This is a genomic window from Tsuneonella deserti (assembly GCF_014644315.1).
GTDB lineage: Bacteria > Pseudomonadota > Alphaproteobacteria > Sphingomonadales > Sphingomonadaceae > Tsuneonella > Tsuneonella deserti.
In genome coordinates, this window is sequence record NZ_BMKL01000001.1 from 1,885,504 (window position 1) to 1,910,754 (window position 25,251).

At 67.3% G+C, this 25,251-nt stretch carries 27 protein-coding genes; 18 read left to right on the forward strand and 9 right to left on the reverse strand.

From position 1 onward, the window contains the following. Nucleotides 1-30 precede the first annotated feature (30 nt). Entirely contained in the window at nucleotides 31-1,125 is a 1,095-nt protein-coding gene (locus IEW58_RS09215; RefSeq protein WP_188644847.1) for a DUF2332 domain-containing protein, read from the reverse strand. A gap of 43 nt (nucleotides 1,126-1,168) precedes the next feature. On the opposite strand from IEW58_RS09215, the gene hisG reads away from it, so the two are divergent. From hisG to IEW58_RS09270, 11 genes are all read left to right on the forward strand, one after another. After that, complete coding sequence (hisG, locus tag IEW58_RS09220; RefSeq protein WP_188644848.1) at nucleotides 1,169-1,810, forward strand: ATP phosphoribosyltransferase; 642 nt, start codon at nucleotides 1,169-1,171, stop codon at nucleotides 1,808-1,810. Continuing rightward, nucleotides 1,807-3,096, forward strand: coding sequence for a histidinol dehydrogenase (hisD, locus tag IEW58_RS09225; RefSeq protein WP_188644849.1), 1,290 nt, complete (start codon nucleotides 1,807-1,809; stop codon nucleotides 3,094-3,096). Before hisG ends, hisD begins: the two co-directional genes overlap by 4 nt. Further along, the gene (gene nusB / locus IEW58_RS09230; protein WP_188644850.1) at nucleotides 3,093-3,542 is read left to right on the forward strand and encodes a transcription antitermination factor NusB; all 450 of its coding nucleotides are present in this window, start codon (nucleotides 3,093-3,095) and stop codon (nucleotides 3,540-3,542) included. Before hisD ends, nusB begins: the two co-directional genes overlap by 4 nt. Then, entirely contained in the window at nucleotides 3,539-4,417 is an 879-nt protein-coding gene (gene thiL, locus IEW58_RS09235) for a thiamine-phosphate kinase (protein WP_188645748.1), read from the forward strand. The genes nusB and thiL overlap by 4 nt, the downstream gene beginning before the upstream one ends. Before the next feature lie 114 nt (nucleotides 4,418-4,531). After that, nucleotides 4,532-6,628, forward strand: coding sequence for a sodium-translocating pyrophosphatase (locus IEW58_RS09240; RefSeq protein WP_188644851.1), 2,097 nt, complete (start codon nucleotides 4,532-4,534; stop codon nucleotides 6,626-6,628). A gap of 111 nt (nucleotides 6,629-6,739) precedes the next feature. Further along, nucleotides 6,740-7,873, forward strand: coding sequence for a GNAT family N-acetyltransferase (locus tag IEW58_RS09245; RefSeq protein ID WP_229658524.1), 1,134 nt, complete (start codon nucleotides 6,740-6,742; stop codon nucleotides 7,871-7,873). A 2-nt stretch (nucleotides 7,874-7,875) separates the two neighbouring features. Further along, nucleotides 7,876-8,748 carry a cupin domain-containing protein gene (locus tag IEW58_RS09250; RefSeq protein WP_188644852.1) on the forward strand — a complete coding sequence of 291 codons (873 nt, stop codon included), beginning with the start codon at nucleotides 7,876-7,878 and terminating at the stop codon, nucleotides 8,746-8,748. A gap of 31 nt (nucleotides 8,749-8,779) precedes the next feature. Continuing rightward, a complete protein-coding gene (locus tag IEW58_RS09255) occupies nucleotides 8,780-9,703 on the forward strand; it encodes an acyl-CoA thioesterase (protein ID WP_188644853.1) in 924 nt (307 codons plus the stop codon). A gap of 62 nt (nucleotides 9,704-9,765) precedes the next feature. Next, complete coding sequence (locus IEW58_RS09260) at nucleotides 9,766-10,404, forward strand: helix-turn-helix domain-containing protein (RefSeq protein ID WP_188644854.1); 639 nt, start codon at nucleotides 9,766-9,768, stop codon at nucleotides 10,402-10,404. Nucleotides 10,405-10,710: 306 nt separating this feature from the next. Next, a complete protein-coding gene (locus IEW58_RS09265) occupies nucleotides 10,711-11,535 on the forward strand; it encodes a GGDEF domain-containing protein (protein WP_188644855.1) in 825 nt (274 codons plus the stop codon). A gap of 80 nt (nucleotides 11,536-11,615) precedes the next feature. Beyond that, complete coding sequence (locus tag IEW58_RS09270) at nucleotides 11,616-12,512, forward strand: iron-containing redox enzyme family protein (RefSeq protein WP_188644856.1); 897 nt, start codon at nucleotides 11,616-11,618, stop codon at nucleotides 12,510-12,512. 16 nt (nucleotides 12,513-12,528) lie between these two features. Here IEW58_RS09270 and gatB read toward each other — a convergent pair whose 3' ends face one another. From gatB to rpsU, 6 genes are all read right to left on the reverse strand, one after another. After that, nucleotides 12,529-14,034 (reverse strand): Asp-tRNA(Asn)/Glu-tRNA(Gln) amidotransferase subunit GatB, encoded by a 1,506-nt coding sequence (gatB, locus tag IEW58_RS09275; protein ID WP_188644857.1) that lies wholly within the window; start codon nucleotides 14,032-14,034, stop codon nucleotides 12,529-12,531. After that, nucleotides 14,025-15,512, reverse strand: a complete 1,488-nt coding sequence (gatA, locus tag IEW58_RS09280) for an Asp-tRNA(Asn)/Glu-tRNA(Gln) amidotransferase subunit GatA (protein WP_188644858.1) — start codon at nucleotides 15,510-15,512, stop codon at nucleotides 14,025-14,027. Before gatA ends, gatB begins: the two co-directional genes overlap by 10 nt. Further along, on the reverse strand, nucleotides 15,512-15,814 hold the full coding sequence (gatC, locus tag IEW58_RS09285) for an Asp-tRNA(Asn)/Glu-tRNA(Gln) amidotransferase subunit GatC (RefSeq protein WP_188644859.1): 303 nt from the start codon (nucleotides 15,812-15,814) through the stop codon (nucleotides 15,512-15,514). The genes gatA and gatC overlap by 1 nt, the downstream gene beginning before the upstream one ends. 10 nt (nucleotides 15,815-15,824) lie before the next feature. Next, entirely contained in the window at nucleotides 15,825-17,558 is a 1,734-nt protein-coding gene (locus IEW58_RS09290; RefSeq protein ID WP_188644860.1) for a DUF4153 domain-containing protein, read from the reverse strand. Nucleotides 17,559-17,661: 103 nt separating this feature from the next. Beyond that, nucleotides 17,662-18,231 carry an FKBP-type peptidyl-prolyl cis-trans isomerase gene (locus IEW58_RS09295; RefSeq protein ID WP_188644861.1) on the reverse strand — a complete coding sequence of 190 codons (570 nt, stop codon included), beginning with the start codon at nucleotides 18,229-18,231 and terminating at the stop codon, nucleotides 17,662-17,664. 81 nt (nucleotides 18,232-18,312) lie between these two features. Further along, nucleotides 18,313-18,519: a 30S ribosomal protein S21 gene (gene rpsU, locus IEW58_RS09300; protein ID WP_188644862.1), complete on the reverse strand. Its 207-nt coding sequence runs from the start codon at nucleotides 18,517-18,519 to the stop codon at nucleotides 18,313-18,315. Nucleotides 18,520-18,710: 191 nt separating this feature from the next. On the opposite strand from rpsU, the gene crcB reads away from it, so the two are divergent. The 7 genes from crcB to nhaA are packed head-to-tail and all read left to right on the forward strand — an operon-like array spanning nucleotide 18,711 to nucleotide 23,671. Continuing rightward, nucleotides 18,711-19,118, forward strand: a complete 408-nt coding sequence (gene crcB / locus IEW58_RS09305; protein ID WP_188644863.1) for a fluoride efflux transporter CrcB — start codon at nucleotides 18,711-18,713, stop codon at nucleotides 19,116-19,118. After that, nucleotides 19,115-20,281 carry an RluA family pseudouridine synthase gene (locus IEW58_RS09310; RefSeq protein WP_188644864.1) on the forward strand — a complete coding sequence of 389 codons (1,167 nt, stop codon included), beginning with the start codon at nucleotides 19,115-19,117 and terminating at the stop codon, nucleotides 20,279-20,281. Before crcB ends, IEW58_RS09310 begins: the two co-directional genes overlap by 4 nt. Further along, on the forward strand, nucleotides 20,281-20,880 hold the full coding sequence (locus IEW58_RS09315; protein ID WP_188644865.1) for an FMN-binding negative transcriptional regulator: 600 nt from the start codon (nucleotides 20,281-20,283) through the stop codon (nucleotides 20,878-20,880). Before IEW58_RS09310 ends, IEW58_RS09315 begins: the two co-directional genes overlap by 1 nt. Then, nucleotides 20,877-21,527: an HAD-IA family hydrolase gene (locus IEW58_RS09320; protein WP_188644866.1), complete on the forward strand. Its 651-nt coding sequence runs from the start codon at nucleotides 20,877-20,879 to the stop codon at nucleotides 21,525-21,527. Before IEW58_RS09315 ends, IEW58_RS09320 begins: the two co-directional genes overlap by 4 nt. Beyond that, a complete protein-coding gene (locus IEW58_RS09325) occupies nucleotides 21,520-21,774 on the forward strand; it encodes a hypothetical protein (protein WP_188644867.1) in 255 nt (84 codons plus the stop codon). Before IEW58_RS09320 ends, IEW58_RS09325 begins: the two co-directional genes overlap by 8 nt. Next, the gene (locus IEW58_RS09330) at nucleotides 21,771-22,466 is read left to right on the forward strand and encodes an ATP12 family chaperone protein (RefSeq protein WP_188644868.1); all 696 of its coding nucleotides are present in this window, start codon (nucleotides 21,771-21,773) and stop codon (nucleotides 22,464-22,466) included. Before IEW58_RS09325 ends, IEW58_RS09330 begins: the two co-directional genes overlap by 4 nt. Then, nucleotides 22,463-23,671: a Na+/H+ antiporter NhaA gene (gene nhaA / locus IEW58_RS09335; RefSeq protein ID WP_188644869.1), complete on the forward strand. Its 1,209-nt coding sequence runs from the start codon at nucleotides 22,463-22,465 to the stop codon at nucleotides 23,669-23,671. Before IEW58_RS09330 ends, nhaA begins: the two co-directional genes overlap by 4 nt. A 4-nt stretch (nucleotides 23,672-23,675) precedes the next feature. On the opposite strand, the gene IEW58_RS09340 is transcribed toward nhaA, so the two are convergent. Both IEW58_RS09340 and IEW58_RS09345 read right to left on the reverse strand, forming a co-directional pair. After that, nucleotides 23,676-24,266 (reverse strand): ABC-type transport auxiliary lipoprotein family protein, encoded by a 591-nt coding sequence (locus tag IEW58_RS09340; protein WP_188644870.1) that lies wholly within the window; start codon nucleotides 24,264-24,266, stop codon nucleotides 23,676-23,678. Nucleotides 24,267-24,277: 11 nt separating this feature from the next. Continuing rightward, complete coding sequence (locus tag IEW58_RS09345) at nucleotides 24,278-25,243, reverse strand: MlaD family protein (protein WP_188644871.1); 966 nt, start codon at nucleotides 25,241-25,243, stop codon at nucleotides 24,278-24,280. Nucleotides 25,244-25,251 lie beyond the last annotated feature (8 nt).

Here is a 25,251-nt window from a genome sequence, read left to right on the forward strand (position 1 = left end):
CGAAGCGATCGTCGCGAGAGAGGACGACCCTTAGGCCATCCACCTGATCCAGGCTCCGTGCGGGTGCGCCTCGGCGAGTAACCTGCGCTCCTCGCCCCCCGGCCAGTAGCGTACGACCATCTCGTGCCGGTGCGTCTCGCGGTTGGCCTCCAGTGCGACCCAGGCGAGCGGGCACTCCACAGTCGCCTGCGCTCCGGCCGCCTCCATCGCTGCGGTCACGCGCGCCTGCTGGTCCTTGGGCACATACTGCCAGACGATCGAATGCATGAGCACGCGGGTGACGCCCTCTTGCTGCGGTCGCGCGAGTTCCCTCTCGACAAAATCCGCCGCGTTCATCTCGACGAGGTCGGGCGCGCGCTCACTCGCTGCCCTGATCGCCGCATCCATCCGTTCGAAGCGCACCGCGTGCTCTGGCCAAATATAAGCCTTCAAGCGAAGCGCCTGTTGCGGGTCGGTCAGGTCCACCGGGGCGACATCGCAGCCCCTCAGGCTGGCGACCTCGATCTCGTGGCTCGGCGGCGGATCGCCTTGCCATTCGGGCGCGAACGCCATCGCCGGTTTGTCCGGCCCGACGCGCACCCCGCCCAGATCGTAGGCGTAGCGGTCCATGATCAGGTTGATGCCCGCGCTCGATCCGATCTCGAGGCACTCGAAGCGCGGCGGCAGGCCCTTCTCCGCCAGCCACAGCATCGCCGCGGCGAAGTTCGACGAGCGCCCGGCTTCGTTCGTCTGTGGCGGACCGGCGAGCCAGGCCATCAGCGGCGCCTCGTGCGCGGCGATCGCCTCGCGCACCAGCGCCACGTCGTCGACCGCCTCGCCGCGATAGATGCCGCCAAGCTCGGGCTGGGCATCGGACAGGTAGAGCGCGTGCAGCCCGCCCGCGATGCGCAGCGGCAGCGCGTCGGCCAGCGGGGCGCCCTGCCATTTGCGGATGCGGTCGAGCAGCGCGCCCGGCTCGTCGCTTTTCAGCAAGGAAGCGACCGCCGCGACCACGCGGGCGGTGATCGGCGCGCCTGCCGCCTCGCAATAGGCGACCTGGTTGGCGAAGGCGGTCGCGACCGCGCCGTCGCCGGCGACGTCGATGTCGACGAACTGATAGTCTGTCTTGCCCTCGCCCTCAGCCATCGTAGCGTTGCCCTTTCAGCCCTTGCGCCCTAAGCGCGCGGCGATGCCTGCACCGCTGACATTCGCCGTCCCCAAGGGGCGCATCCTCGACGAGGCGCTGCCGCTTATGGCGCGCGCCGGAGTGGTGCCCGAAGCGGGCTTTCACGACAAGTCCGACCGGCGGCTGGCCTTCGGCTGCACCAGCGAGGATTACCGCGTCATCCGCGTGCGCGCGTTCGACGTCGCGACTTTCGTCGCGCACGGGGCGGCGCAGGTCGGCATCGTCGGCTCCGACGTGATCGAGGAGTTCGATTATTCGGACCTTTACGCCCCCGTCGACCTGGGCATCGGCCGTTGCCGCCTGTCGGTGGCCGAACCGGCGGCGGGCGCGGCCTCGATCGACGGGGCGAGCCACGTGCGGGTCGCCACCAAGTACCCCGGCCTCACCCGCCAGTATTTCGAGGCGCGCGGCGTGCAGGCGGAATGCGTGAAGCTCAACGGGGCGATGGAGATCGCCCCCGCGCTGGGCCTCGCGGGACGAATTGTTGATCTTGTCGAAAGCGGGCGGACCCTGGTGGAGAACGGGCTGGTGGAGACCGCCACCGTGATGGAAGTGAGCGCGCGCCTGATCGCCAACCGCGCCGCGCTCAAGACCGATCCGCGCGTGTCCGCGCTGGTCGAGCGTTTCCGGGAGCTTGCCGCATGAAGCTGCTGCGCACCACCGATGTCGATTTCGAAAAGGGGTTCCGCCGGATCGTCGACGACCGGCGCGAAGGCGCGGGCGACGTCGCCGCCGATGTCGCCGCGATCATTTCGCGGGTGAAGGCCAAGGGCGACGTGGCGCTCAGCGAATACACCCAGCGGTTCGACGATCACCAACTCACCGAGGACGGCGACTGGCGCATCGACCTGGCCGATTGCGCGGCGGCGTTCGAAGGGCTCGAGCCGACCTTGCGGGACGCGCTGGTCCTCGCCGCCGAACGCATCCGCACCTACCACGAAAGCCAGCGCCCGACCGACCGTGACGAGATCGACTCCGCCGGCGTGCGGCTGGGCGCGCGGTGGCGGCCCGTGGATGCCGCGGGGCTCTACGTTCCGGGGGGCCGCGCGGCCTATCCTTCCTCGCTGCTGATGAACGCCATTCCGGCCAAGGTCGCCGGCGTGGAGCGGCTGGTGGTTGTCACCCCGACGCCGAAGGGTCAGACAAACCCGCTGGTCCTGGCCGCCGCGCACTTGGCCGGAGTGGACGAGATCTGGCGCGTCGGCGGCGCGCAGGCGGTTGCCGCCCTGGCGTACGGGACCGATCGGATTCGCCGCGTGGACGTCGTCACCGGCCCCGGCAACGCCTGGGTGGCGGAGGCGAAGCGCCAGCTTTATGGCGTCGTCGGGATCGACATGGTCGCCGGGCCGAGCGAAATCCTTGTCATTGCGGACAACAAGAACGATCCCGACTGGATCGCCGCCGACCTACTCAGCCAGGCCGAGCACGACCCTGACGCGCAATCAATCCTTATCACCGACGACGAGGAGTTCGCGGATCAGGTGGCGGACCGGATCGACGTACAGTGCGCCATGCTGTCCACCCGCCGCACCGCGCGCGCCAGTTGGGACGATCACGGGGTCATCGTGGTCGTGGAGCGGCTCGACCAGGCGATCGGCCTCGCCAATCGGCTCGCCGCCGAGCACGTCGAACTGGCGGTGAACGATACCGCGCCTTTCCTCGACGGCATCCGCCACGCCGGCAGCATGTTCATCGGCCGCATGGCGCCCGAGGCGGTCGGTGATTACGTCGCCGGGCCCAACCACGTTCTCCCCACAGGTCGCCGCGCACGGTTCTCCAGCGGGCTGTCGGTGATCGATTTCATGAAGCGTACGAGCTTTATCGAGATGAATCACAACTCGCTGGCCGTTATCGGCCCCGCCGCCGCGGCGCTTGCCCATGCCGAGGGCCTGCCCGCGCACGCCAATTCGATCGAGGTTCGCCTGAAATGAACACTTCCCCGCGCAGTCAGGCGCGTTCGGCGGCCCGTTTGGCGGCTGTTCAAGCGCTTTATCAGCATCAGTTGGAAGGCACGCCGACCGCGCGCCTGCTCGACGAGTTCCACCAGCACCGCCTTGGCCATACGATCGACGATGATGAATTCGCCGACGCCGAGGTCGATTTCTTCGACGATCTGGTTCGCGGCGCAATCGCCCGGGGGGCGGAAATCGACGACCTCCTGACGGCCCGCCTCGCGGAAGGCTGGACCTTGAAAAGGCTCGACAAGACAATGCTGCAGATCCTGCGCGCCGGGGCCTACGAACTGCTCGCCCGCGCGGACGTTCCCGTCGCCGCCGCGATCAGCGAGTGGGTCGATGTCGCCAAGGCCTTTTTCGACGACCGGGAAGCCAAGTTCGTCAACGGCGTGCTCGACGCGGTCGCGAAGGGCGTGCGCTGACGGGCGAGTTCGCCTTCATCGACGCGCTGCGCCGGCTGGCGACCAGTCCCGCCGCGCGCGGTTTCGATGACGATGCCGCAGTGCTGGAAATCGGCGGCGAAGCGCTGGTTCTTACCCACGACATGATGGTCGAAGGCGTCCACTGGCTGCCGGGACAGGACATGGCCGATGTCGCCTGGAAGCTGGTCGCGGTGAACCTCTCGGACCTTGCCGCCAAGGGAGCGGAGCCAGTGGGGGTGCTGCTCGGCTTCATGCTGGATGAAGACGACGAGCGTTTCCTCGCCGGTCTGGAGGAGGTGCTGGCGGCATATGGCGTGCCGCTTCTCGGCGGGGACACGGTTTCTGGTGGCGCGCCGCGCGCCCTGGGATTGACCGCGATCGGACGCGCCACTCATCGGCCAGTGCCTTCGCGCGCAGGCGCGCGAGAGGGAGATGCGCTGTGGATTACCGGTCCGGTTGGCGCGGCGATGATCGGCCTGGAGGCGCTGCGGAATGGCCAGCAGGGTGACAGTATCGCCTACCGCCGCCCGCGTCCGCTGCTGGGCGAAGGTCGCGCGCTTGCTCCATTTGTGACAGCGATGATGGACGTGTCCGACGGAGTCTTGCTCGATGCCGCGCGTCTCGCCCGCGCGAGCGGCGTCACCATCGATCTCGCAACCGGACAGGTGCCGATTGCCGTTCCCGAAGGCAGGCGCGGCGATGCGCTGCGCTGGGGCGACGACTACCAACTGCTGTTTACCCTTCCCGAAGGCACCTCCCCACCCGTCCCGGCCCATCGGATCGGGCGGGTATTGCGCCCGGATGAGACGCCCTTGCTGCTCGACGGTGTTCCTCCCCGCCAGGACGACCGGTTGGGGTATTCGCACGGAGCCTGAGCCTTAAATTACCCGGCGCGGTTTCAGGCTTGCGAACCCGAGTCGCGGCCCTATACCTCTCCGCCTCTGCCGCTCGGGAGAAGCGGTGATTTCCACCAAGCAGGAGGGGACTTCGTGGACCTTGTTACCATAGCGATAATTCTCGGGTTGCTGGCAGTCGTCTACGGCTTCGTCACCAGCCGCCAGGTGCTCGGAGCGAGCGCCGGAAGCGAACGGATGCAGGAGATCGCCGCGGCGATCCAGGAAGGCGCACAGGCCTATCTGCGGCGCCAGTACACCACCATCGCCATCGTCGGCGTGATCGTCGCCATCGTGGTCGCGATCTTTCTCGGCGGCATTTCGGCGGCCGGGTTCGTGATCGGCGCGGTCCTGTCGGGCGTCGCGGGCTTCATCGGGATGAACATCTCGGTCCGGTCGAACGTTCGCACCGCCGCTGCGGCGCAAGTCGGTCTGCAGAACGGCCTCACCCTCGCTTTCCGCGCCGGCGCGATCACCGGGATGCTGGTGGCCGGCCTCGCGCTGCTCGCGATCGCGGTGTTCTACTGGTACCTTATCGGGCCCGGTGGCTACACCGTCGGTGGAGAGGACCGCACCGTGGTCCAGGCGCTCACCGCGCTGGCCTTCGGCGCATCGCTGATCTCGATCTTCGCGCGTCTGGGTGGCGGCATCTTCACCAAGGCGGCCGACGTCGGCGCGGACCTCGTCGGCAAGGTCGAAGCGGGCATCCCGGAGGACGATCCGCGCAACCCCGCGGTGATCGCCGACAACGTGGGCGACAACGTCGGTGACTGCGCCGGCATGGCCGCCGACCTGTTCGAGACGTACGTCGTCACCGTCGGCGCCACGATGGTGCTGACTGCGCTGCTGCTCAAGGGCGCCGACAACCTGATGGCGATGATGGCGCTTCCGCTGCTGATTGGCGGCGTGTGCATCGTCACCTCGATCATCGGGACGTATTTCGTACGCCTCGGCGGCGGCAAGAACATCATGGGCGCGATGTACAAGGGCTTCCTCGTCACCGCCGTGCTCTCGGTTCCCGCCATCTGGTGGGCGATCAACTACGCGCTCGGCGACATGAACGCGGCGATCGGCGGGCAGAGCTACAGCGGCATGACGCTGTTCTGGTGCGCGCTTCTCGGCCTCATCATCACCGGCCTCATTATCTGGATCACCGAGTACTACACCGGCACCAACTATCGCCCGGTCCGCTCGATCGCCAAGGCTTCGGAAACGGGCCACGGCACCAACGTGATCCAGGGCCTTGCAATCAGCATGGAAGCGACCGCGCTGCCGACGCTGGTGATCTGCGCCGGCATCATCATCGCCTTCAAGCTCGCCGGCCTCATGGGCATCGCCTATGCGGCCACCGCGATGCTGGCGCTGGCCGGCATGGTCGTGGCGCTCGACGCCTATGGCCCGGTGACCGACAACGCCGGCGGCATCGCCGAGATGGCAGGAATGGACGATTCGGTCCGCGAAAAGACCGACGCGCTCGACGCGGTTGGCAACACCACCAAGGCGGTGACCAAGGGTTATGCGATCGGATCGGCCGGCCTCGCCGCGCTGGTGCTGTTCGCCGCCTTCACCGCCGACTTGCGCGAGTTCTTCCCCGCGCTCGAGGTCGATTTCAGCCTCGAGAACCCATACGTCATCGTCGGGCTCCTGCTCGGCGCGCTGCTCCCCTACCTGTTCGGGTCGATGGGCATGACGGCGGTGGGCCGCGCTGCGGGCGACGTGGTCAAGGACGTGCGCGAACAGTTCGCCAGCAACAAGGGCATCATGGAAGGCACCTCGAAGCCGGACTATGCCCGCACGGTGGACCTCGTGACCAAGGCGGCGATCAAGGAGATGATCGTTCCCTCGCTGCTGCCGGTGCTCGCGCCGATCGTGGTGTACTACGTGATCACGGCGGTCGCCGGCCAATCGAACGGCTTCGCGGCCTTGGGCGCGCTGCTCCTCGGCGTGATCGTCGGCGGACTTTTCGTCGCGGTCTCGATGACTTCGGGCGGCGGCGCCTGGGACAACGCCAAGAAGTACATCGAGGACGGCCATCACGGCGGCAAGGGCTCGGAAGGGCACAAGGCCGCGGTGACCGGCGACACGGTCGGCGATCCCTACAAGGACACCGCCGGGCCGGCCGTGAACCCGATGATCAAGATCACCAACATCGTCGCGCTGCTCCTGCTCGCGGCGCTCTACGCAGCCGCATAAGCGGATCTGCCCTTAACGGGTGAGCATGACCCCGCCCCGTTTCGATACGGGGCGGGGTTTTTGCTGAGCGCGTTAAAGCTTCCTCCAGCCGGATGCGATAACCGCTCAGGCGTGGAACAAACGCTCGGACTCGGCCGGACAATGGGCGATGGCGCCGCCGACTTCGCCGCGGTTTCCTGGCGCGCATTCGCGGACCGTGAAGGCTGGGATATGCTCGCAGCACTGGCGGCCGAACCCAATCCGTTCGCGGAGCGATGGTGCCTGGAGGCCGGGCTCGCGGCGCTCGATCCCGATGGCGGGGTGCAGCTTGCGACCCTGAGGGAAGAGGGCCGCCTCGTCGGCCTGCTGCCCCTCGCCCGCTGCCGCCGCTACGAACAGTATCCGTTCCCGCACCTGACGGGCTGGCTGCACGCGAATGCGTTCTGCGGCGCGCCTCTGGTAGCCGCCGGCCACGAACACGCGTTCTGGCGCGACCTGCTTGCGTGGGCGGACACCCACTCTGGCGTGGCGCTGTTCCTTCACCTGGATGGGCTTCCTGCCGACGGACCGCTCTACGCCGCGCTGCGCGACGTCTGTGCCGTGGAGCGCCGTCCCGGGGCAGTGGTCCACCGGATAGACCGTGCGCTGCTCGCCTCGGATCTTTCGCCGCAAGATTACTTCGATGCGTCGATGAGTGGCAAGAAGCGCAAGGAACTGCGCCGCCAGCATGCCCGCCTTGCGGAACTGGGGGACCTGGCATTCGAACGCCGCACGGACGACGAAGGCCTTGCCCAGTGGACCGATGCGTTCCTGGCTCTCGAGCGCGCCGGGTGGAAAGGCAAACTGGGCTCCGCCCTCGCCTGCGATCCGGCCAAGGCGACGTTCTTCCGCAATGCATTGGGCGGGGCAGCGGAGCATGGACGGCTCGAGCGGCTGTCGCTCACGCTCGACGGCGCCCCGGTGGCGATGCTGGCGAACTTCATCACCCCCCCAGGCGCCTACAGCTTCAAGACCGCTTACGACGAGCGGCTGGCGAAGTTCTCGCCCGGGGTTCTGCTCCAGCGCGAGAACCTGGACATGCTGGCGCGCGAAGACATCGCCTGGTGCGACAGTTGCGCCGCGGCGGACCATCCGATGATCGAGCGCATCTGGCGCGAAAAGCGGCGCATCGTGCGTGTCAGCGTGGCCATCGGCGGCCCGCTGCGCCGCGCGATAGCGTCCATCATCTTCCGCGCCGAGACCGGCGCCCCGCTTGAAGGACTGTAGCAATGGACGCCCGAACCGGCTTCACCGCGCTTGACCGCACCGTGTTCGACGAAGGCGCGCGCGCCGCTTTCGCGGCCGCCTATCCGGAAAGTCCGGCTATCATACGCCACGGGCTCACCGACCACCCGTTGCTGGCACTCGACTCGCTGGCCGCCCTCGCGGGCAAGCTTCCGGATCGATCGATCGAATACAACCGCGGGGACCTGCCGATCGGCATCGACGGCAAGCCCGCGCCAACCGGCCTGGGCATCGAGGACACCATCCGGCACATCGCCACCAGCAACAGCTGGGCAGTGCTCAAAAACATAGAGCAGGATCCCGCTTACGAGGCGCTATTGCTGGGCCTGCTGAGTGAACTGAGGGCCGGAATCGAGGCGAAGACGGGCGCCATGCTGCGCCCGCAAGGCTTCGTGTTCATTTCCAGCCCGAACGCGGTCACGCCCTACCACTTCGATCCGGAGCACAACATTCTCCTCCAGCTCGTCGGTTCGAAGGTGATGACCCAGTTCCCCGCTGGCGATCCCTGCTTCGCGCCCGATGCCACGCACGAAAGCTATCACTCGGGGGGACCGCGCGAGCTGGTCTGGCGCGACGAGCTCGCGGCAGGCGGGCGGGAGTTCCCGATCGGTCCGGGCGAGGCGCTGATGGTGCCGGTAATGGCGCCGCACTTCGTTCGTAACGGGCCGGCCAGCTCCATCTCACTTTCGATAACGTGGCGCAGCGACTGGAGCTTCGCCGAGGCGGACGCCCGCTGCTGGAATGGCCTGTTGCGCAAGGCTGGCCTCAACCCCCGCCCGCCCGGCCGCTGGCCACGCCGCAACCGTGCCAAGGCGCTCGCCTTTCGCGCCTGGCGCAGGGTCGCCGGAGCAAGTTGACGCAAGCGTAAAGCTGCCGCAAGGCGGCGCCATGACCGACAAGCCAACCGACGAACAACTCGTTGCCGATCTCCTTGCCCTGCTCGATCCCGCGCCTTTGGGCGATGACCGGTACGAAGGGCCGCGCAAGAAAGGCGGCGTGGGCCGCGTGTTCGGCGGGCAGGTGATCGCACAGGCCTTGATCGCAGCCGAACGCACGGTCGACGACGACCGCTCCGCCCATTCCCTCCACGCCTATTTCCTGCGTGGCGGCAGCGAGGATCATCCGATCCAGCTGGCGGTCGATCGCCAGCTCGACGGCGGCAGCTTCTCCAATCGGCGGGTGGTGGCGAGCCAACCCGGCCCCGATGGCGATCTGCAGCCGATCCTGAACCTCGCAGCCAGTTTCCAGAAGCACCAGCCCGGGCTGGAGCACGAGCGGGTCGAAGTGCCGTCGGTTCCCGGCCCCGACGAACTGGAAAGCGACGAGGTCCTGCGCGAACGCGTGGCCGCCGACATGCCGGAGCGCGCGCGACACTTCTTCACCGAACCGCGCCCGATCGAGATCAAGGCCGCAACGGGACGCCACTGGCTGACAGAGGGGCCGCAAGAGCCGGTGCAGAACTCCTGGTTCCGCGCCCGCAGCCGCCTGCCCGACGATCCCGTCATTCACCGCGCCGTCCTCGCCTACCTGTCGGACATGCAGTTGCTCGGCACCAGCATCATGCCGCACGGGCTTTCCTGGATGCGCGGCGAGGTGAAAAGCGCCAGCCTCGACCACGCGATCTGGTTCCACGCGCCGTTCCGCGCCGACGAGTGGCTGCTCTATCATTGCGACAGTCCGTGGTCGGGCGGGAGCCGCGGGTTCAACCGTGGTGAGATATTCCAGAACGGTCGCCTGGTCGCCAGCGTCGCGCAGGAAGGAATGATCCGGCGAGTGGAGCCGCGGGTGCGACCGGCAGCAGGCAAAAACTAACCCGGTCTTAACTCCGTTCCGCGATTCTGGCGCTCGATAAAAGCGCCGACAAGGAGTCGCAGGTGACGTTCGAAGCCCGTTTCGAGGAAGATTCCGCCAATCGGCGCGGTGCAGCGCGTCGCACGCTGCGCCTTGGTGTGGCGGGTCGGTTCTCACGCGGCGGAGAGATTCCCGTCACGGTGCACAATATTTCCGCCACGGGTCTCCTGATCGAAACCCGCGCCCCCCTTGTGCAGGGCGAGGTTTTCGCAGTCGAGCTGCCCGAAGCGGGCGAGCGGAGTGCAGAGGTGATCTGGACCAGTGCGCCGATGTTCGGCTGCCAGCTTACCGAGCCACTGGACAGCGCCGCCCTGAGCGCAGCCCAACTTCGCGGCGATGCGCTCGAGCCCGGAGAGGATCGGCGCGATGCGGAAAATTTCGGCTCGCGCCTTCACCGCCTTCGCACCGAGCGGGGCCTGTCGCTCGGCGACATCGCCAGCCGGTTGGGGGTAAGCAAGCCAACGGTCTGGGCGTGGGAGCACGGCAAGTCCCGCCCGGTCGAACGACGGCTCACGGCGTTGGCCGCCGCGCTGGGCGTCACTCCCGCCGGGCTGGAGCCAGCCCCTTCGGGGCCTTCCGAAGAGCTCGAGCAGAACCGCCGTCGCATCGCCGCCGCGTACGGAGTTGAACCGGTGCGCGTACGCATCATGATCGAGCTGTAGGCACCACTACTGTGCAAAAAGTCTTGCACAATCTTGCGAAATCACAAAAGACGGACGTGGTTAACGAATCGTCTTTTTCTCAATTAAGTCAGACAGTTAGTCTTACTTAACGCGAAATCTAACGACGCTTCGCTTACGGTCGGCGGTAGCTTTTACTGCCGGGTGTCGCAGCGCGTTGGGGGCTCCTTACGCGCAACGGACTTATTTCTTCGGTCCTACTTGGGGTGGACCGAAGAAGATCATGCGGGGGCGTCGCATATGTGGGGCAATATTTCGCCGGGCGAGTGCTCGGTCCTATATCGGTTAGTGGCCACGAGCCCGACCGACCTGGTGATCAAGACCGATCGGCGCGGCCATATCGTTCACGCCACGCCCGCCAGCGCGAGCCTGGGCATGGCGTTCGCCGGGGATCCCGTGGGTCGCCATCTGCTCGAACTGGTGCACCACTCCTATACCGATATAGTGCTGGCAGAGCATTGCCTGGCGCTTGCAGGCAGCACCGGCAGCGGATGGATAGAGATCCTGTCGGTTGGCCAGGATGGTGCCGAGCAATGGATGGAGATGAAGCTCGGTGGAGTGCCCGAGGGTGACGGAGTGCTGGGCATTCTGCGATCGACCGAAGACCGGCGCGCGCTGGAGAACCGGTTGTTCGTTGCGGCGATGACGGATCCGCTGACCAACCTCACTAACCGCAACGCCTTCGTGCGGATGCTGGGGCACCTTGTCGAGACATCCTCGCCCGGCCACCTCGCCCTGTTCGACCTTGACCATTTCCGCACGATCAACCTGCGGCACGGGCACAGCGGCGGCGACCGCGTGCTGATAGCCTTTGCGCGCCTGCTGCGCAGCTTGCTCCGCGCGGACGATATCCTTTCGCGCATCGACGGCGGGACCTTCGGCGTGCTTTTACCCGATTCGAGCGAGAACCAGGCGCGGGACGCCTGCGAACGCGTCGTGGCCGCGATGGGTGAGATGGACGTCGCCGCACACCGGGGACACCGGCTTACCGCAAGCGCCGGGCTTGCCCCGTTCGCTGACAGCGCCGATGCCACCCTGAGGGCTGCCGAACTGGCGCTGCTGTCGGCCAAGGCGCACGGACGGGCGCGGGTGGAACGGGCTCGCTACGCCTGAGGACGAAGACTCGCGACACTTTTCGGGAACCCTGCGCGTCCGCACTCGCTTGTCCTCTGAACAGAGGACTACATTTTCAGATGGCTACCAGAGCAACCGACCTGCGGGCGCGAAGCGTTTCGCAGTTTCGAACCGACGTATTCCAGCGCGGGCTGGCCCAGTGGAACCGCCAGCGGTTGGCGCCGGGGTTTCCCGAAACGGACTGGCGCGAGAGCCTGGACCGGGACCAGCGCATGTTACGGCTCGAAGGGGCCTTCATGGAGGAGCTGCGCGCGGAAGTGCGCGACGAAGCCGCCATGGCGCCGACCGACGTCGAAGGCTTCATCGAGTGGTTCGAAGAATTGAAGCAGACCGGCCCGGGCCAGGGCGATCCGTTGTTTCCGTGGCTCGCCGAACACGCGGACAAGGACGAATTGCGTTGGTTCTTCGAGCAGGAAGCTGCTGGAGAAGCCGGGTTCGACGATCTCGTCGCCATGACCCAGGTAAAGCTGCCCACCCGCCCCAAGCTGGAGCTGGCGCGCAACTACTGGGACGAGATGGGCCACGGCACCGAGAAGGGCATGCACGGCCCGATGCTCGATGCGCTGGTCGAAACCATGCAGGTCAATCCGACCATCGAGAACACGGCGTGGGAAAGTCTCGCGCTGGCCAATGCGATGACCGCGATGGCGAGCAACCGGCGTTATGCGTGGCATTCCGTCGGCGCGCTCGGGGTGGTGGAGTTAACTGCGCCGGGCCGTTCGGCGCTGGTGGCGGACGCGCTCAAGCGGGTCGGGCTTACTCCCAAGGAAGCGCGCTACTTCACGCTTCACGCCGTACTCGACGTCAAGCACTCCGAGGAATGGAACAAGGAGGCGATCCGCCCCGCCGTGGAGGAAGATCCGCGCCGCGCGACAGCCATGGCCGAAGGCGCGCTCATTCGCCTCAAGTGCGGCGAACGCTGCTTCGACGCTTACCGCGAGCGCCTGTGGAACTGATCGGCCAGGCCTCCGCCTAGCCGGCCAGCTTGGCCTTCAGCAGGTCGTTGACCACCGCCGGGTTCGCCTTGCCCGCCATGGCCTTCATCGTCTGGCCGACGAAGAAGCCGAACAGTTTGTCCTTGCCCCCGCGGTATTCGGCGACCTTGTCGGCATTGGCGGCAAGGACCTTGTCGATCTCCGCCTCGATCGCGCCGGTGTCGGATTGTTGCTTGAGGCCTTCGGTCTCCGCGATCTCGGCCGGTTCGCGCCCGGTCCTGAGCACGATCTCGTAGATCTCCTTGGCCTGCCCGCCGCTGATTTCTCCGGCAGCCTGGAGGGCGAGGATCGCGGCCTGCGCATCTGCGGTAGCGTGGGCTTCCTTCGCCTCGTCGCCGAGCGCGTTGATCACGCCGGGCGCGATCGACAGGGTCCAGTTGGCGGCTTGCGTGGCGATGTCCTTCGCCGGCTTGCCGATCTTCGCCGCGGTGGCCTCGAGCAGTTCCTCGAAGCGGCGAAAGCCCTCGACGTCGGCGGTCAGTTCGCGCGCGTTGTACTGCGTGAGCCCCAGTTCCTCGACATAGCGGCGCTTCTTGGCGTCGGGCAGTTCAGGCAGGCTTTGACGACACTCGTCGAGGAACTCGTCCTCCAGCACCAGCGGCAGCAGGTCCGGATCGGGGAAGTAGCGGTAATCGTGCGCGTCTTCCTTCGATCGCATCGAGCGCGTGGTGCCCGTGCCCGGATCGAACAGCCGGGTTTCCTGCACCACCGTGCCGCCATCCTCGATCAGGTCGACCTGGCGACGAGCCTCGTGCTCGATCGTCTGCATGACGAAGCGGACCGAGTTGACGTTCTTGGTCTCGGTACGGGTGCCGAATTCCTCGCCCGGCTTGCGCACCGAGACGTTGACGTCGGCACGCATCGAGCCTTCTTCCATGTTGCCGTCGCAGCTGCCGACGTAGCGCAGGATCGCCCTCAGCTTTCGCACGTAAGCGCCTGCTTCGGCGGGCGAACGCATGTCCGGCCGGCTTACGATCTCCATCAGCGCGACGCCCGAGCGGTTCAGATCGACGTAGGACATCGAAGGATGCTGGTCGTGCATCAGCTTGCCCGCGTCCTGCTCGACATGGATGCGCTCGATCCCGATTGTCTTGTCTTCGGGAATGCCAGCCTTCTCGTCCGCCTCGATCGTCAGCGAGCCTTCACCGACAAGCGGATGATAGAGCTGCGAGATCTGGTAGCCCTGCGGCAGGTCGGCGTAGAAGTAGTTCTTGCGGTCGAACCGGCTCCACTTGTTGATCTGCGCCTCGATCGCCATCCCGGTGCGGACCGCCTGGCGGATGCACTCGCGGTTCGGCACCGGGAGCATGCCCGGCATCGCCGCATCGACGAGGCTGACTTGACTGTTCGGCTCAGCCCCGAAAGCGGTCGAGGCGCCCGAGAACAGCTTGGCGTGCGACGTGACCTGGGCGTGGACCTCGAGGCCGATCACGACCTCCCATTCACCCGTGGCGCCGTGGATGCGATAGGTGCTCACCACCATTTCTCCGGTTTTGCGGTGAAGCCTGCGCGGCGCTCTATCGCCAGGCCCGCGTTGAGCACGCCCTGTTCGTCGAAAGCGCGGCCGATGACCTGCAGGCCGAGCGGCAAGCCTTGCGAGTTGAGCCCGCAGGGCACACTCATCGCGGGCAGGCCGGCGAGGCTTGCGGGCACGGCGAATACGTCGTTGAGATACATCGCCAGCGGATCGTCGACCTTGTCGCCGAGCGGGAAGCTGGCAGTCGGCGTCGTGGGCGCGAGGATCACGTCGCACTGTTCGAACGCCTGCTCGAAGTCGCGGGCGATCAAGGCACGGACGCGCTGCGCCTGGTTGTAGTAGGCGTCGTAGAAGCCAGCCGAGAGCACGTAGGTGCCGATGAGGATGCGGCGCTTGACCTCCTCGCCGAAGCCGGCCGCACGGGTGGCGGCGTACATGTCCTGCAGGCCTGCCCCCTGCGGCAGGTCGCGCAGGCCGTATCGCACCCCGTCGTAGCGGGCGAGGTTGCTGGAAGCTTCGGCCGGCGCGATGATGTAATAGGCCGGCAACGCGTATCTGGTGTGCGGCAGGCTCACCTCTACGACTTCGGCCCCAGCGTCCTTGAGCCAGGCGATGCCCTGGTCCCAGCTGGCGAGGATCTCGGGATCGGTCCCGTCCATCCGGTATTCGCGCGGGATGCCGACCTTCTTGCCGCGCAGGTCGTCCGACAGGCCCGCTTCCCATCCCGGCACCGGCAGGTCGAGCGAAGTCGAATCCTTGGGATCGAACCCGGCCATCGCTTCGAGCATGATGGCGCAGTCGGCCACATCGCGCGCCATCGGACCGGCCTGGTCGAGGCTCGAGGCGAAGGCGACCACGCCCCAGCGGCTGCATCGGCCATAGGTCGGCTTGATGCCGGTGATGCCCACGAACGCCGCAGGCTGGCGGATCGAGCCGCCGGTGTCGGTCCCGGTTGCCGCCGGGCACAGCCGCGCCGCGACCGCCGCCGAGCTGCCGCCCGAAGAGCCACCGGGAGCGAGTGCTGCGTTGCCGCCGTCGTTAGCCCGCCAAGGCGAGATCACGTTGCCGAAATAGCTCGTCTCGTTCGACGAACCCATCGCGAACTGGTCGAGATTGAGCTTGCCGAGCATCCCGGCCCCCGCCTTCCACAGGTTGGCGGAAACGGTGCTCTCGTACTCGGGCACGAAGCCTTCAAGGATGTGGCTCGCCGCGGTCGTCTGCACGCCCTCGGTCGCGAACAAGTCCTTCATGCCGATCGGCACGCCCGCCATCTTGCCGAGCACTTCACCCTTTGCGCGTGCCGCGTCGACCGCTTCGGCGGCCTCCAGCGCCCTTTCGGGCGTGGCGACGATGAATGCGTTGAGCGCGCCCTGCGCCGCGGCGACGTTCGCGTTGAACGACTCGGCCACTTCGCGCGCGGAGAATTCGCCCGAAGCGACGCCATCGCGGATCGCCTTGACGCCCAGATCGGTCAGGTCAGTCACTATTCGATCACCTTGGGTACGCCGAAAAAGCCGTGCTCGGCGGCGGGGGCATTGGCCAGCACCTTTTCGCGAATGCCGCCGCCGGTCAGCGGATCGGCATCGACCACGTCGTCGCGCAGGCGGAGCGTGTTCGCGATTACCGCGGTCATCGGCTCGACCCCGCTGGTGTCGACTTCGCCCAGTTGCTCCACCCAATCGAGGATGGCGTTGAGTTCGGGGACCATGCGGTCGAGCTCGGGCTCATCCATGCGGATGCGCGCAAGGCTGGCGATCTTGGCCACGGTTTCGCGGGTGACTGACATGGTCCGCGCGTTAGCGGCGCGGCGGGCGCCCTTCAAGCGAGTTGCTGGCTTGATCGAGCGGTGCATCCAGCGGCACTCCATCGACCACGATGTAGCGGCGCGGGATCGTGCGAATCTCGACCTTGCTGCGCGGGCCGACCGGTTTGGGCAGCGGCGGGGTGACCATCGGAGGCGGCGTCCCACCCTCTAGCTGTGCTTCCGGCAGCGTCACCCGCGTGTACCCGCCTCCGCTGACGATGGCGACGTCGCGCCGCCCATCGGGAAGCGTACCGAGATCGAGTGCGACGCAGTGGTTCACGCAGCGATAGGGGTTGGCCTCGATATTGTCGCGCACCAGCCGCTCCAGCGCAGGGTCCGCCGGCTGGACGCGCAATGTATAGGCCCGTTCGTCCGCGGTCAGGCCGACGTTGTACGGGCGCACCTTCTGGCGAAGGGCCTCACCCGCGCGCCTGGCGATCGCGGGGTCGTTGTTGCCGGCAAGGCGATCGAGCGCGCGCCGGCCGGCGTTGCCGAAGTCCCATCGCAGGGCCGAATAATCGAACTTGTCGGCGCTCACCGCGCCGCTTTCGAGACGGGCAACCTGCTGGCGCGCGCTGATTGCGCCAAAATCGAGGATCGGCAGCGCGAGGAACAGCGCTACCCCGGAGATAAGCACCGCAAGATGCAGGTTGGCGCGCCGCAGCCGCTCACGCCATCCGACTTGCCCGCGCGAACCGCGCACAACGGCCACCAGCCAGGCAAGGCCGTAAGCGCAGGCGACGGCGATCGCGACCAGTCCCCACAGGCGCTCCGGACTGAGCCCGTGCTGCGCTATGCGGGTACCCAGCGAGACAGCCGCGAACACGGTCAAGGGCAGAACCGCCAGCGCGAGGACGAGAGCGGCCACCCGCAGGATGCGGTTGGTGCTGGCGGCTTCCTCGTCGTCGCGCACGATGGCGTTGACGAGCACCCACGCTCCCGCAGCGCACATCAGCAGCACCGGGGTGGCGTTGCGCGTCGCTTGCCACAGCACGTCAGGTCCCGACAGGATCATCGCGCCGAGGAACAGCGTGAGGCCCGCCGCGAGCGGGACGGCGAGGATCGACAGGACGACCATGACCACCCGCTGCAAGGTGCCGATGATGCCGAGTTCGTTGCGCAGCACGCCCAACGCAGCGCCGAAGGCCGCGCCGGACCACGTCCAGCCGAACCAGCCTTCGTCCATGACATCGCGCAGGAAATCGATCTTGAGCAGGTGGAACAGCTCGCTCAGAACCAGCAACAGCAGCCAGGACGCGCCGGTGAACGCGAGCGCACCCGCCGCGCTGATCGCGTCGCTCCACGCGTGGCCGTGGATGCGGGGATAGGGCGTGTCCCATCGCGTGCGATGAAAGCCCGCCTGGAACAGCGGCAGCGCGATGGCGGTGGCGATCAAGCCCGCGACAAAGCCATACTGCGGCGTGGCATACTGGTCCCCTCCCGATACTGCCCGCCATGCCAATCCAGCCATGATCAGTCCGGCCAGCACGGCGAAAGCGATCGGCCCCGCGCGCCTGTCCGGCTCGAGGGTGAAGGCCAGCGCGAGCGGTCCGAAGAAAAGAAGCGCGGTAAGCGCGGCGCGCCAGCCCTCGCTCACGTCGGGGCCGCGGCCGCCGCTGGCGAAATGGATCGCCAGCCCCGCAAGGCCCAGCAGCGCCGCGATTATCCAGGGGCGCAGCGGCCAGTCGGGCGCAGCCCCATCCACCGGGATATTCGCCTCTTTCATCGCCTGCTTCCTTCCGCTTCAGGCGCGAAGGATTAGCGCGAAACCTTCCGCGAGGAATGAGCAAACGGTGAGGAAGCGGTGAAAACGCCGCTCGTATCGCGCCTTACTGAGGCTGGCCCGGTCCCTGCGGAGCCGCGTCGCCCTGCTGCGCCTGCTGCTTTTGCATCATCTGCTGCAGCACCTCGAAGCGGCGCTGGGCATCGGCCTCGCTCATGAAGTCGACCAGTTCGACATCGAACACGAGATCGGCGTTCGGCGGGATTGGTGCGCCCGGGGGCGGGTTCGCCCCGTAGGCCTTGTCGGCGGGGATCGTCAGGCGGTACTTGCCGCCCTTCTGCATCTGCTGCAGCCCCTCGCTGAAGCCGGGGACCACGCCGGAAACCTGCATCGGCATTCCTTCGGGCAATAGCCCGCCCGTCGGGAACGGCAGTTCCTTCGACTGGTCGAACACGGTCCCGTCGGCAAGCTTGCCGGTGTATTTCACGAACACCACGTCCGAAGGACCCGGGTTCGCCCCGCTGCCCGCGGTCAGCGTTTCGACGTCGACACCCTTGGGCGCGGCGGCCCAGGCGATGCCGGCGCCCAGCAGGACTGCAAGGACCACTCCGAGCCACAGCTTGGTGAGCGATCCCTTTGCGATCGGTTGCAGCGGTACGCGGTGGATCTCGGTCATCGTGCGGTCCTGAAACGGAAACGGGGCGCGGATTGCTCCGCGCCCCGATGCCTTAGTGCTGTGTCCGGTGCAAGAGAGGGCTTACTTGCCCCCGTCGCGCTCGACGCGCTTGCGCTCCAGCTTGCGGGCGCGGCGGACGGCGGCAGCCTTTTCACGGGCGCGCTTCTCGCTCGGCTTTTCGAAGTGGCGGCGCAGCTTCATTTCGCGATAGACGCCCTCGCGCTGCAGCTTCTTCTTGAGCGCGCGCAGGGCCTGATCGACGTTGTTATCGCGAACGATGATCTGCATAAAAGTCCAACACCTCACAGCAAGGCGACGAAGCCCGCACCGGCGGGATGACGCCCTTGAAAGAAAACGAAAACGCGGGGCCGCGCCGCAACCGGCGCTCCCGCAACGATGGCGCCCTTACCCCTGCTGGCGCGATTCTGCAAGGGTGACGCGGCTTTGCATAAATCGCCGCCCCCGCTAAGGCCCACGAAATGAACCCGCCTTCCCCTATCGCCGCGAGCGCCATGGTCTTTGCCGGGGGCGGTGCGGGCGCCGTGCTGCGCTATCAGGTGGGCCGTTCGATGACCGGGTGGCTCGGCCCGGCGGTCGTGACCAACTTTCCCTGGGCCACACTGACGGTCAACGTGCTGGGAAGCCTCGCTATGGGACTGCTGGCCGGCTGGCTCGCCCGGCATGGAAATGCTGGCGAGCAGTGGCGCCTGCTGATCGGAATTGGCCTGCTCGGCGGTTTCACGACGTTCTCCAGCTTCAGCCTGGAACTGATGCTGCTTATCGAACGCGGCCAGGGCGGCGCGGCCTTCGCCTACGCGGCCATCTCCATACTGGCGGGCCTGATCGGCTTGTACATCGGCCTCATCGCCATGCGAATCGCGGCATGAGCGCGCCCGATCCTTCGGCGGAGGTGCGCCAGTTCACCGTCGGCCCGGACGACGACGACGTGCGGCTCGACCGCTGGTTCAAGCGGCACCTGCCGCAAGTCGGCTTCGCCACGGTCAGCCGTTGGGCCCGCACCGGGCAGATCCGCGTCGACGGGAAGCGCGCCAAGCCGGAGGATCGCTTGTCGGCCGGCCAGGTTCTCCGTGTCCCGCCCGGCGGCGAGCAGCCGCGAGGCAAGAGCGCGCCGGTCCGCCGCGAACTGACCGATGAGCAAATCGCCGAGGCCGAGGCGATGGTGCTCGAGAAGACTCCGGCAGGGATCGTGCTCAACAAGCCGCCGGGGCTTGCGACACAAGGCGGCACGAAAACGCACACCCATGTCGATGGCCTGCTCGATGCCTTCATCGTCGGAGAAGGACCGCGACCGCGCCTCGTGCACCGGCTCGACAAGGATACCAGCGGCGTCCTGCTGATCGCCCGCACCCCGGGCAGCGCGGCCTTCTTTTCGAGGCGCTTTTCCGGACGTTCGGCGAAAAAGATCTACTGGGCGCTCGTGGCAGGCGTACCTGATGTTGCCCACGGCATGATCGACGCTCCCCTCGCCAAGCAACCGGGCACCGGCGGCGAAAAGATGCATGTCGACGAGGAAGGCGGCCAGCAGGCCAAGACCCGCTACCGGGTGGTCGAGCGCGCGGGCAATGCCGCTGCCTGGGTCGAGCTGGAGCCGCTCACCGGCCGCACACACCAGTTGCGCGCGCACATGGCCGCGATCGGTCATCCGATCATCGGCGACGGCAAGTATGGCGGGCAGGAAGCGTTCCTCACCGGCAGCATCAGCCGCAAGATGCACCTGCACGCCCGGCGCCTGATCATCGACCATCCGGATGGCAGCAAGCTCGATGTGACCGCCCCCCTGCCCGAGCATTTCGCCGCCAGCATGGAGCAGCTCGGCTTCGACGAGGACGCGAGCGACGCCTCCCCCACCGAGGGACCGCCCCCGCCCAGTCGCGAGGCGAAGAAGCAGGCTGCTCGCCAGCACGCCAAGCAGGTCCGCAAATCGAAGCCCACCCGCCGCGGACGCCAGGATGCTACTCCCAAAGGCGCTCCGAAAGGCGCCAAAGGCCCGCCCAGGAAGCCGGGGCCAGCCGGACGGGGCAAGCGCTGATGCATCCCAACCCGCTGTTCCGCAGCGAGGACCGCACCCTGCTCGAGGCCCTGATCGACGAAGTCGGCTTCGGGATGGTATTTCTGACCACGCCCGACGGTCCGCGCGTTGCGCACACGCCCCTGCTCTCGACCGGCGACGGCGCGGTCCAGTTCCACCTGGCTCGCGGCAACGGCATCACGCGCTGGCTGGACGGGGCGACCGCGCTGGTCGCCGTCAATGGGCCGGACGGCTACGTGTCGCCGCGCTGGTATGGCGACCGGGCGACGGTGCCGACCTGGGACTATGTCGCGCTGGAGCTTGAAGGACGGGTGCGGCGGATGGATGCCGACGGGCTGGAGGGCCTGCTCCACGCCCTGATCCTGCGTCATGAGGGGCGACTGGAAGGCGAGCCCTGGAGCGCGGCCGAGACGCCGCCGGATATGTGGCGCAAGCTGCTCGGCGGCATCCTCGGCTTCGAGCTGGAAGTGCTCGCCTGGCGCCCCACGCTCAAGCTGTCGCAGAACAAGCCGCCCGCGGATCGCAATGCCATCGCTGCCGGGCTCGCCCAGTCGGGCTCGCCTGCGCTGGCGCAACTCATCCGGACGCTGGCGCGATGAAGCTCGCGATTTTCGACTGCGACGGCACGCTGGTCGATGGCCAGGCCGCCGTGTGTGAGGCGATGGAGGCAGCCTTTGCAGAAGCCGGCCTGCCCGCCCCGCCCCGCACCAGCATCCGCCGCATCGTCGGCCTCAGCCTGCCGCAGGCGGTGCGCGCGCTGGCTCCCGATGCGCAGCCTGACCAGCAGGCCGCCGCGGTTGCCGCCTACAAGACCGCATTCCGCTCCGCGCGCGAAGACGGCCGGCTGGAAGAACCTTTGTTCGACGGCCTGCGCGAACTCCTCAACGGATTGCACGCGGATGGCTGGACCCTCGCGGTCGCCACCGGCAAGTCCGACCGCGGGCTTGGCGCGTGCCTCGCGGGCCACGGCATCGCGGACCTGTTCACGTCCCTGCAGACCGCCGATCGCCATCCTTCCAAGCCCGATCCCGCAATGCTGGAGGCTGCCCTGTTTGAATCCGGTGCACAGGCCGAAGAAGCCGTGATGATCGGGGACACCACGTTCGACATGGCAATGGCGCGCGCGGCGCAAGTCCGCGCGATCGGGGTCTCCTGGGGCTATCACTCGATCGACGAACTGCTCGAAGCCGGGGCGGAGGCAGTCGCCGGGACGATCGCCGAACTGAAGGAATTGCTCGATGGCTAGCCGCCCGCCCGTTCATCGCGGTCCCGCTGACGACCGGCTCGCCCGCAACCGCTGGGCGGTGATGCAATTTACCCGTTTCGCCGGGTTCGCCCTCGTCATCCTCGGCATCCTGCTGGTGCGCGGGATCGTCCATCTCGACGAGGGCGCCGATCGGTACATGGGTTACGCATTCATCGTCATCGGCCTCGTCGATGGCTTCGTCGTGCCCCAGGTCCTCGCCCGCAAGTGGCGGAGCCCCCCGCAATGAAGCGCTTCTGGAAGGACGTCACGGTCCAACCTGAGGGCGATGGCTGGCGGATCGCGCTCGACGGGCGCCCGCTCAAGACCCAGGGCGGCGCGGCGCAAGTGCTGCCGACCCGGGAACTGGCCGATCTGCTGGCCGCCGAATGGGCTGACCAGCCGGACGAGTTCGATGCAGCGGCGTTTCCGTTGCGAGACATGGCCGATTACGCGATCGACAAGGTCGCACCCGACCCCGCCGCGGCGGTCGCCAAGATCATGCGCTTCGCGGAAACCGACACGCTTTGCTACCGGGCCGACCCCGACGAGCCATTGCACCGCCGCCAGTGGGAGGTGTGGGAACCGCTTGTCGCCGAATTCGAGCAGCGCGAGGGCGTGCGCCTGGAGCGGATCAGCGGCATCGTTCACCGCCCTCAGCCGGCGAACACCCTCGCCGCCCTTCGCGCGCGGCTTGAACGGCTCGATCCGATGACCCTGGCCGCGCTGGAGGTCGCAACCTCGCTGGCCGCATCGTTGTGCGTCGGCTTGTCCTCGCTCGACGCGTCGGCCGCGCCCGAAGCGCTGTGGGAAGCGGCCGAGCTGGAAGAGCTGTGGCAAGTCGAGCAGTGGGGCTCCGACTGGCAGGCCGAGGAGCGCCGCGAGAAGCGCAAGAGCGAGTTTCTCCGCGCGGTTCGTTTCGCTAGGGCCGCCGGACAATGAGCATCGATCCGACCCGGCCCACTTCCGTCCTGCGTCACTTCCTGCACAGCGAAGCGGCTGGCGGGATGCTTCTGATGGGCGCCGCAGCGCTGGCGATGATCGTCGCCAACAGCCCGCTCTCCTCGGCTTATTTCGAGGCGCTGCACATCCATATCGGCCCGCTGTCGGTGCTGCACTGGATCAACGACGCACTGATGGCGGTCTTCTTCCTGCTGGTCGGTCTGGAGATCAAGCGCGAGTTCGTGGACGGCAACCTGTCCACCTGGAACGATCGTCGCCTGCCGATCATCGCCGCGGCGAGCGGGATGGCCGTACCTGGCCTGCTCTTCCTGCTTGTGGTCGGCTTCTCGTCCCCGTTGGCCCACGGCTGGGCGATCCCGGCCGCGACCGACATCGCGTTCGCCATCGGCGTACTCGCGCTGCTGGGCAGCCGGGCCCCGGCGTCGCTCAAGCTGTTCCTGACCACTGTCGCCATCGTCGATGATATGGGCGCGGTCGCGATCATCGCGCTGTTCTATACCGCGGAGATCGACATCGTCGCGCTGTTCGCCGCGGGGATCATCCTGCTGGCGATGATCGGACTGAACAAGGCGCGCGTGCAGAGCCTGTGGATCTACATGCCGCTTGCCGGCGCGCTGTGGCTGGCGGTGCTCCTGTCGGGCGTCCATGCGACCGTCGCCGGCGTGCTGGCGGCGATGACGATTCCCGTCATCCATACGCCCGCCGCTCCCGACAGCATGGAATCGCCGCTGCACAAGCTGGAGCACGCGATCCAGCCCTGGGTGGCGTTCGGCATCGTCCCGCTGTTCGGTTTCGCGAATGCGGGTGTCTCCCTCGCCGGCCTCGGCTGGGACGAAGTCTTCGCCCCAGTCCCGCTGGCCATCATGGCAGGCCTGTTCATCGGTAAGCAGATCGGCATCTTCGGCGGGATTCGCCTTGCGGTCGCACTCGGCATGGGCAGCCGCCCGCGCGGAGCGACCTGGCCGCAGGTCTATGGCGTGTCGGTTCTATGCGGCATCGGCTTTACAATGAGCATCTTCATCGGCGGCCTGGCCTTCGCCGCTCCCGAGCTCCAGGCGGAGATGAAGCTGGGCGTGCTCGGCGGTTCCATCCTGTCGGCGGTGACAGGCTTCCTGATCCTGCGCACCGTCCGCCCGCGCGCGCGGCAGCGCCTGAAGTCCGCTGCCGCTCAATCGGCGGCCTAGCGGATCACCCCACCCAGTCGGCAACCTGGCTGGCGACTTCGTTCGCTGCCTGGTTCAGCGCTGCTCCCACCGGAGCCGCCTCCGGCGTCGCCGGGGCCGTCGCCGAGAAGCGCCTCGTCGTGACTTGGGTGCCGTTCACATCGCGCACCGCGTCGAACGTGACCACCACCTGCGAAGTGCGCGCGTCGTAGCCGAAATCGACCAGCGTTCCGCGCAACTGGTTTTTCGGCGTCAACGCCGCGTCGTCGGTGTCGATCACCAGCCGCCGGCTCTTCGCGCGGATGGTCTCGCCCAGAAGGCGCCGGAACAGTCGGGTCGGCTTGTCGACCCACACCGCGTCCTTGACGTAGGCGATCTGCGTATCGTCGATCTGCACCGGCACGCGGGTGACCGCGAGCCGTGCGGGCGCCTCGGGCTCCAGCACCGCGATCGCCTGCGCCACGTCGCCGCTGATCGCGGTCCCAGCAGGGACCGGGTTGGCGGGTGTCAGGCTGAGCAGGCTCTCGGGCGGCTTGCTCCCGAAGCTGATGCAGCCGGTCAGCGCAGCGCTGAGCGCAAGGGCAAGGCCGATCCGTGTGCTCTTCATCGCGTTCATCTTCATGGACCTCACTTGGGCTCGTAGTCAGGCAACTTCTGGCCGCCCAGCAGGCCACCGGCACCCTGGCTCTCGATTTTCTCGGTCACCGAACGCAGCGCCTTGCTGGTGGCCTTGAGGTCCTGCAGCGTCGCCTCGGCGGCTGGCAGCGTACTCTCGGACAACTGGCGCGCGGCGGGGCGCGCATCGTTCAGCGTCGCGGACAGGGATTGCGCCGCGCCATCGGCGGACTTCAGAGTCATCCGCAGTTGCGCGGCAAGGCTCTGGCCCTCGTTATTCAGCAGGTTGTCGGCCGATCCCATGACCTTTTCGAATTGGTCGAGCGCCTGGCTTGCCTCGCGCAGGGTCACCTGCAGCTCGGCCAGCGTCCGCTTAACCTCGGGCGTCGCCTGGGCGATGTCGGCGGTCATCCTGTTGGTGTTGTCGAGGATACCCGCGATCGAGGCCTGGTTGCGATCGGACAGCATCATCGTGAGCCGTTCGGTCAGGGTGGCCAGCCTTTCGAGCAGCAGCGGCGCGTTGGCAAGCAGCTCGCCAAGGCCGCCCGGCTTGGTGGGAATCACGGGCACGCCTTCGGGGCAGGCCGTCTTGCCGACGCCCTCTCCCTCGCAGGTGATCGGCGGCGCGCCGCGGCGGGCGCCGTCGAGCAGGATGGTGGAGCCTCCGGTGAACGAGCCCTGGATCGTGGCCGTGGTGCCGACCAGGATCGGCGTCTCGCCATCGACCTTGATCCGCACCCGCACGAAACCCGGGTCCTTGGGCCAAAGCTGAATCTGGCTCACCTCGCCAGTCGGAACACCGGCGAAGGTCACCTGCGAACCCTTGGCAAGGCCCGCCACGGATTGCTTGAAGAAGATGTCGTATTCGTCCTGGTCGCCCTTGTTCAGGCCGGCCAGCCAGACGAAGAATACCGCCAGCGCGGCGAGCAGGAACAGGGTAATCGCCCCCACCCAGACATTATTGGCCCGTGTTTCCATGTGGTGCC

Excerpts from the sequence above, each read along its gene's own strand:
- IEW58_RS09215 (WP_188644847.1), bottom strand. The coding sequence starts at position 1,125 with ATGGCTGAGGGCGAGGGCAAGACAGACTATCAGTTCGTCGACATCGAC.
- hisG (WP_188644848.1), top strand. The coding sequence starts at position 1,169 with ATGCCTGCACCGCTGACATTCGCCGTCCCCAAGGGGCGCATCCTCGAC.
- hisD (WP_188644849.1), top strand. The coding sequence starts at position 1,807 with ATGAAGCTGCTGCGCACCACCGATGTCGATTTCGAAAAGGGGTTCCGC.
- nusB (WP_188644850.1), top strand. The coding sequence starts at position 3,093 with ATGAACACTTCCCCGCGCAGTCAGGCGCGTTCGGCGGCCCGTTTGGCG.
- IEW58_RS09250 (WP_188644852.1), top strand. The coding sequence starts at position 7,876 with ATGGACGCCCGAACCGGCTTCACCGCGCTTGACCGCACCGTGTTCGAC.
- IEW58_RS09255 (WP_188644853.1), top strand. The coding sequence starts at position 8,780 with ATGACCGACAAGCCAACCGACGAACAACTCGTTGCCGATCTCCTTGCC.
- IEW58_RS09270 (WP_188644856.1), top strand. The coding sequence starts at position 11,616 with ATGGCTACCAGAGCAACCGACCTGCGGGCGCGAAGCGTTTCGCAGTTT.
- gatB (WP_188644857.1), bottom strand. The coding sequence starts at position 14,034 with ATGGTGGTGAGCACCTATCGCATCCACGGCGCCACGGGTGAATGGGAG.
- gatC (WP_188644859.1), bottom strand. The coding sequence starts at position 15,814 with ATGTCAGTCACCCGCGAAACCGTGGCCAAGATCGCCAGCCTTGCGCGC.
- IEW58_RS09290 (WP_188644860.1), bottom strand. The coding sequence starts at position 17,558 with ATGAAAGAGGCGAATATCCCGGTGGATGGGGCTGCGCCCGACTGGCCG.
- IEW58_RS09295 (WP_188644861.1), bottom strand. The coding sequence starts at position 18,231 with ATGACCGAGATCCACCGCGTACCGCTGCAACCGATCGCAAAGGGATCG.
- rpsU (WP_188644862.1), bottom strand. The coding sequence starts at position 18,519 with ATGCAGATCATCGTTCGCGATAACAACGTCGATCAGGCCCTGCGCGCG.
- crcB (WP_188644863.1), top strand. The coding sequence starts at position 18,711 with ATGAACCCGCCTTCCCCTATCGCCGCGAGCGCCATGGTCTTTGCCGGG.
- IEW58_RS09310 (WP_188644864.1), top strand. The coding sequence starts at position 19,115 with ATGAGCGCGCCCGATCCTTCGGCGGAGGTGCGCCAGTTCACCGTCGGC.
- IEW58_RS09315 (WP_188644865.1), top strand. The coding sequence starts at position 20,281 with ATGCATCCCAACCCGCTGTTCCGCAGCGAGGACCGCACCCTGCTCGAG.
- IEW58_RS09320 (WP_188644866.1), top strand. The coding sequence starts at position 20,877 with ATGAAGCTCGCGATTTTCGACTGCGACGGCACGCTGGTCGATGGCCAG.
- IEW58_RS09325 (WP_188644867.1), top strand. The coding sequence starts at position 21,520 with ATGGCTAGCCGCCCGCCCGTTCATCGCGGTCCCGCTGACGACCGGCTC.
- IEW58_RS09330 (WP_188644868.1), top strand. The coding sequence starts at position 21,771 with ATGAAGCGCTTCTGGAAGGACGTCACGGTCCAACCTGAGGGCGATGGC.
- nhaA (WP_188644869.1), top strand. The coding sequence starts at position 22,463 with ATGAGCATCGATCCGACCCGGCCCACTTCCGTCCTGCGTCACTTCCTG.
- IEW58_RS09340 (WP_188644870.1), bottom strand. The coding sequence starts at position 24,266 with ATGAACGCGATGAAGAGCACACGGATCGGCCTTGCCCTTGCGCTCAGC.
- IEW58_RS09345 (WP_188644871.1), bottom strand. The coding sequence starts at position 25,243 with ATGGAAACACGGGCCAATAATGTCTGGGTGGGGGCGATTACCCTGTTC.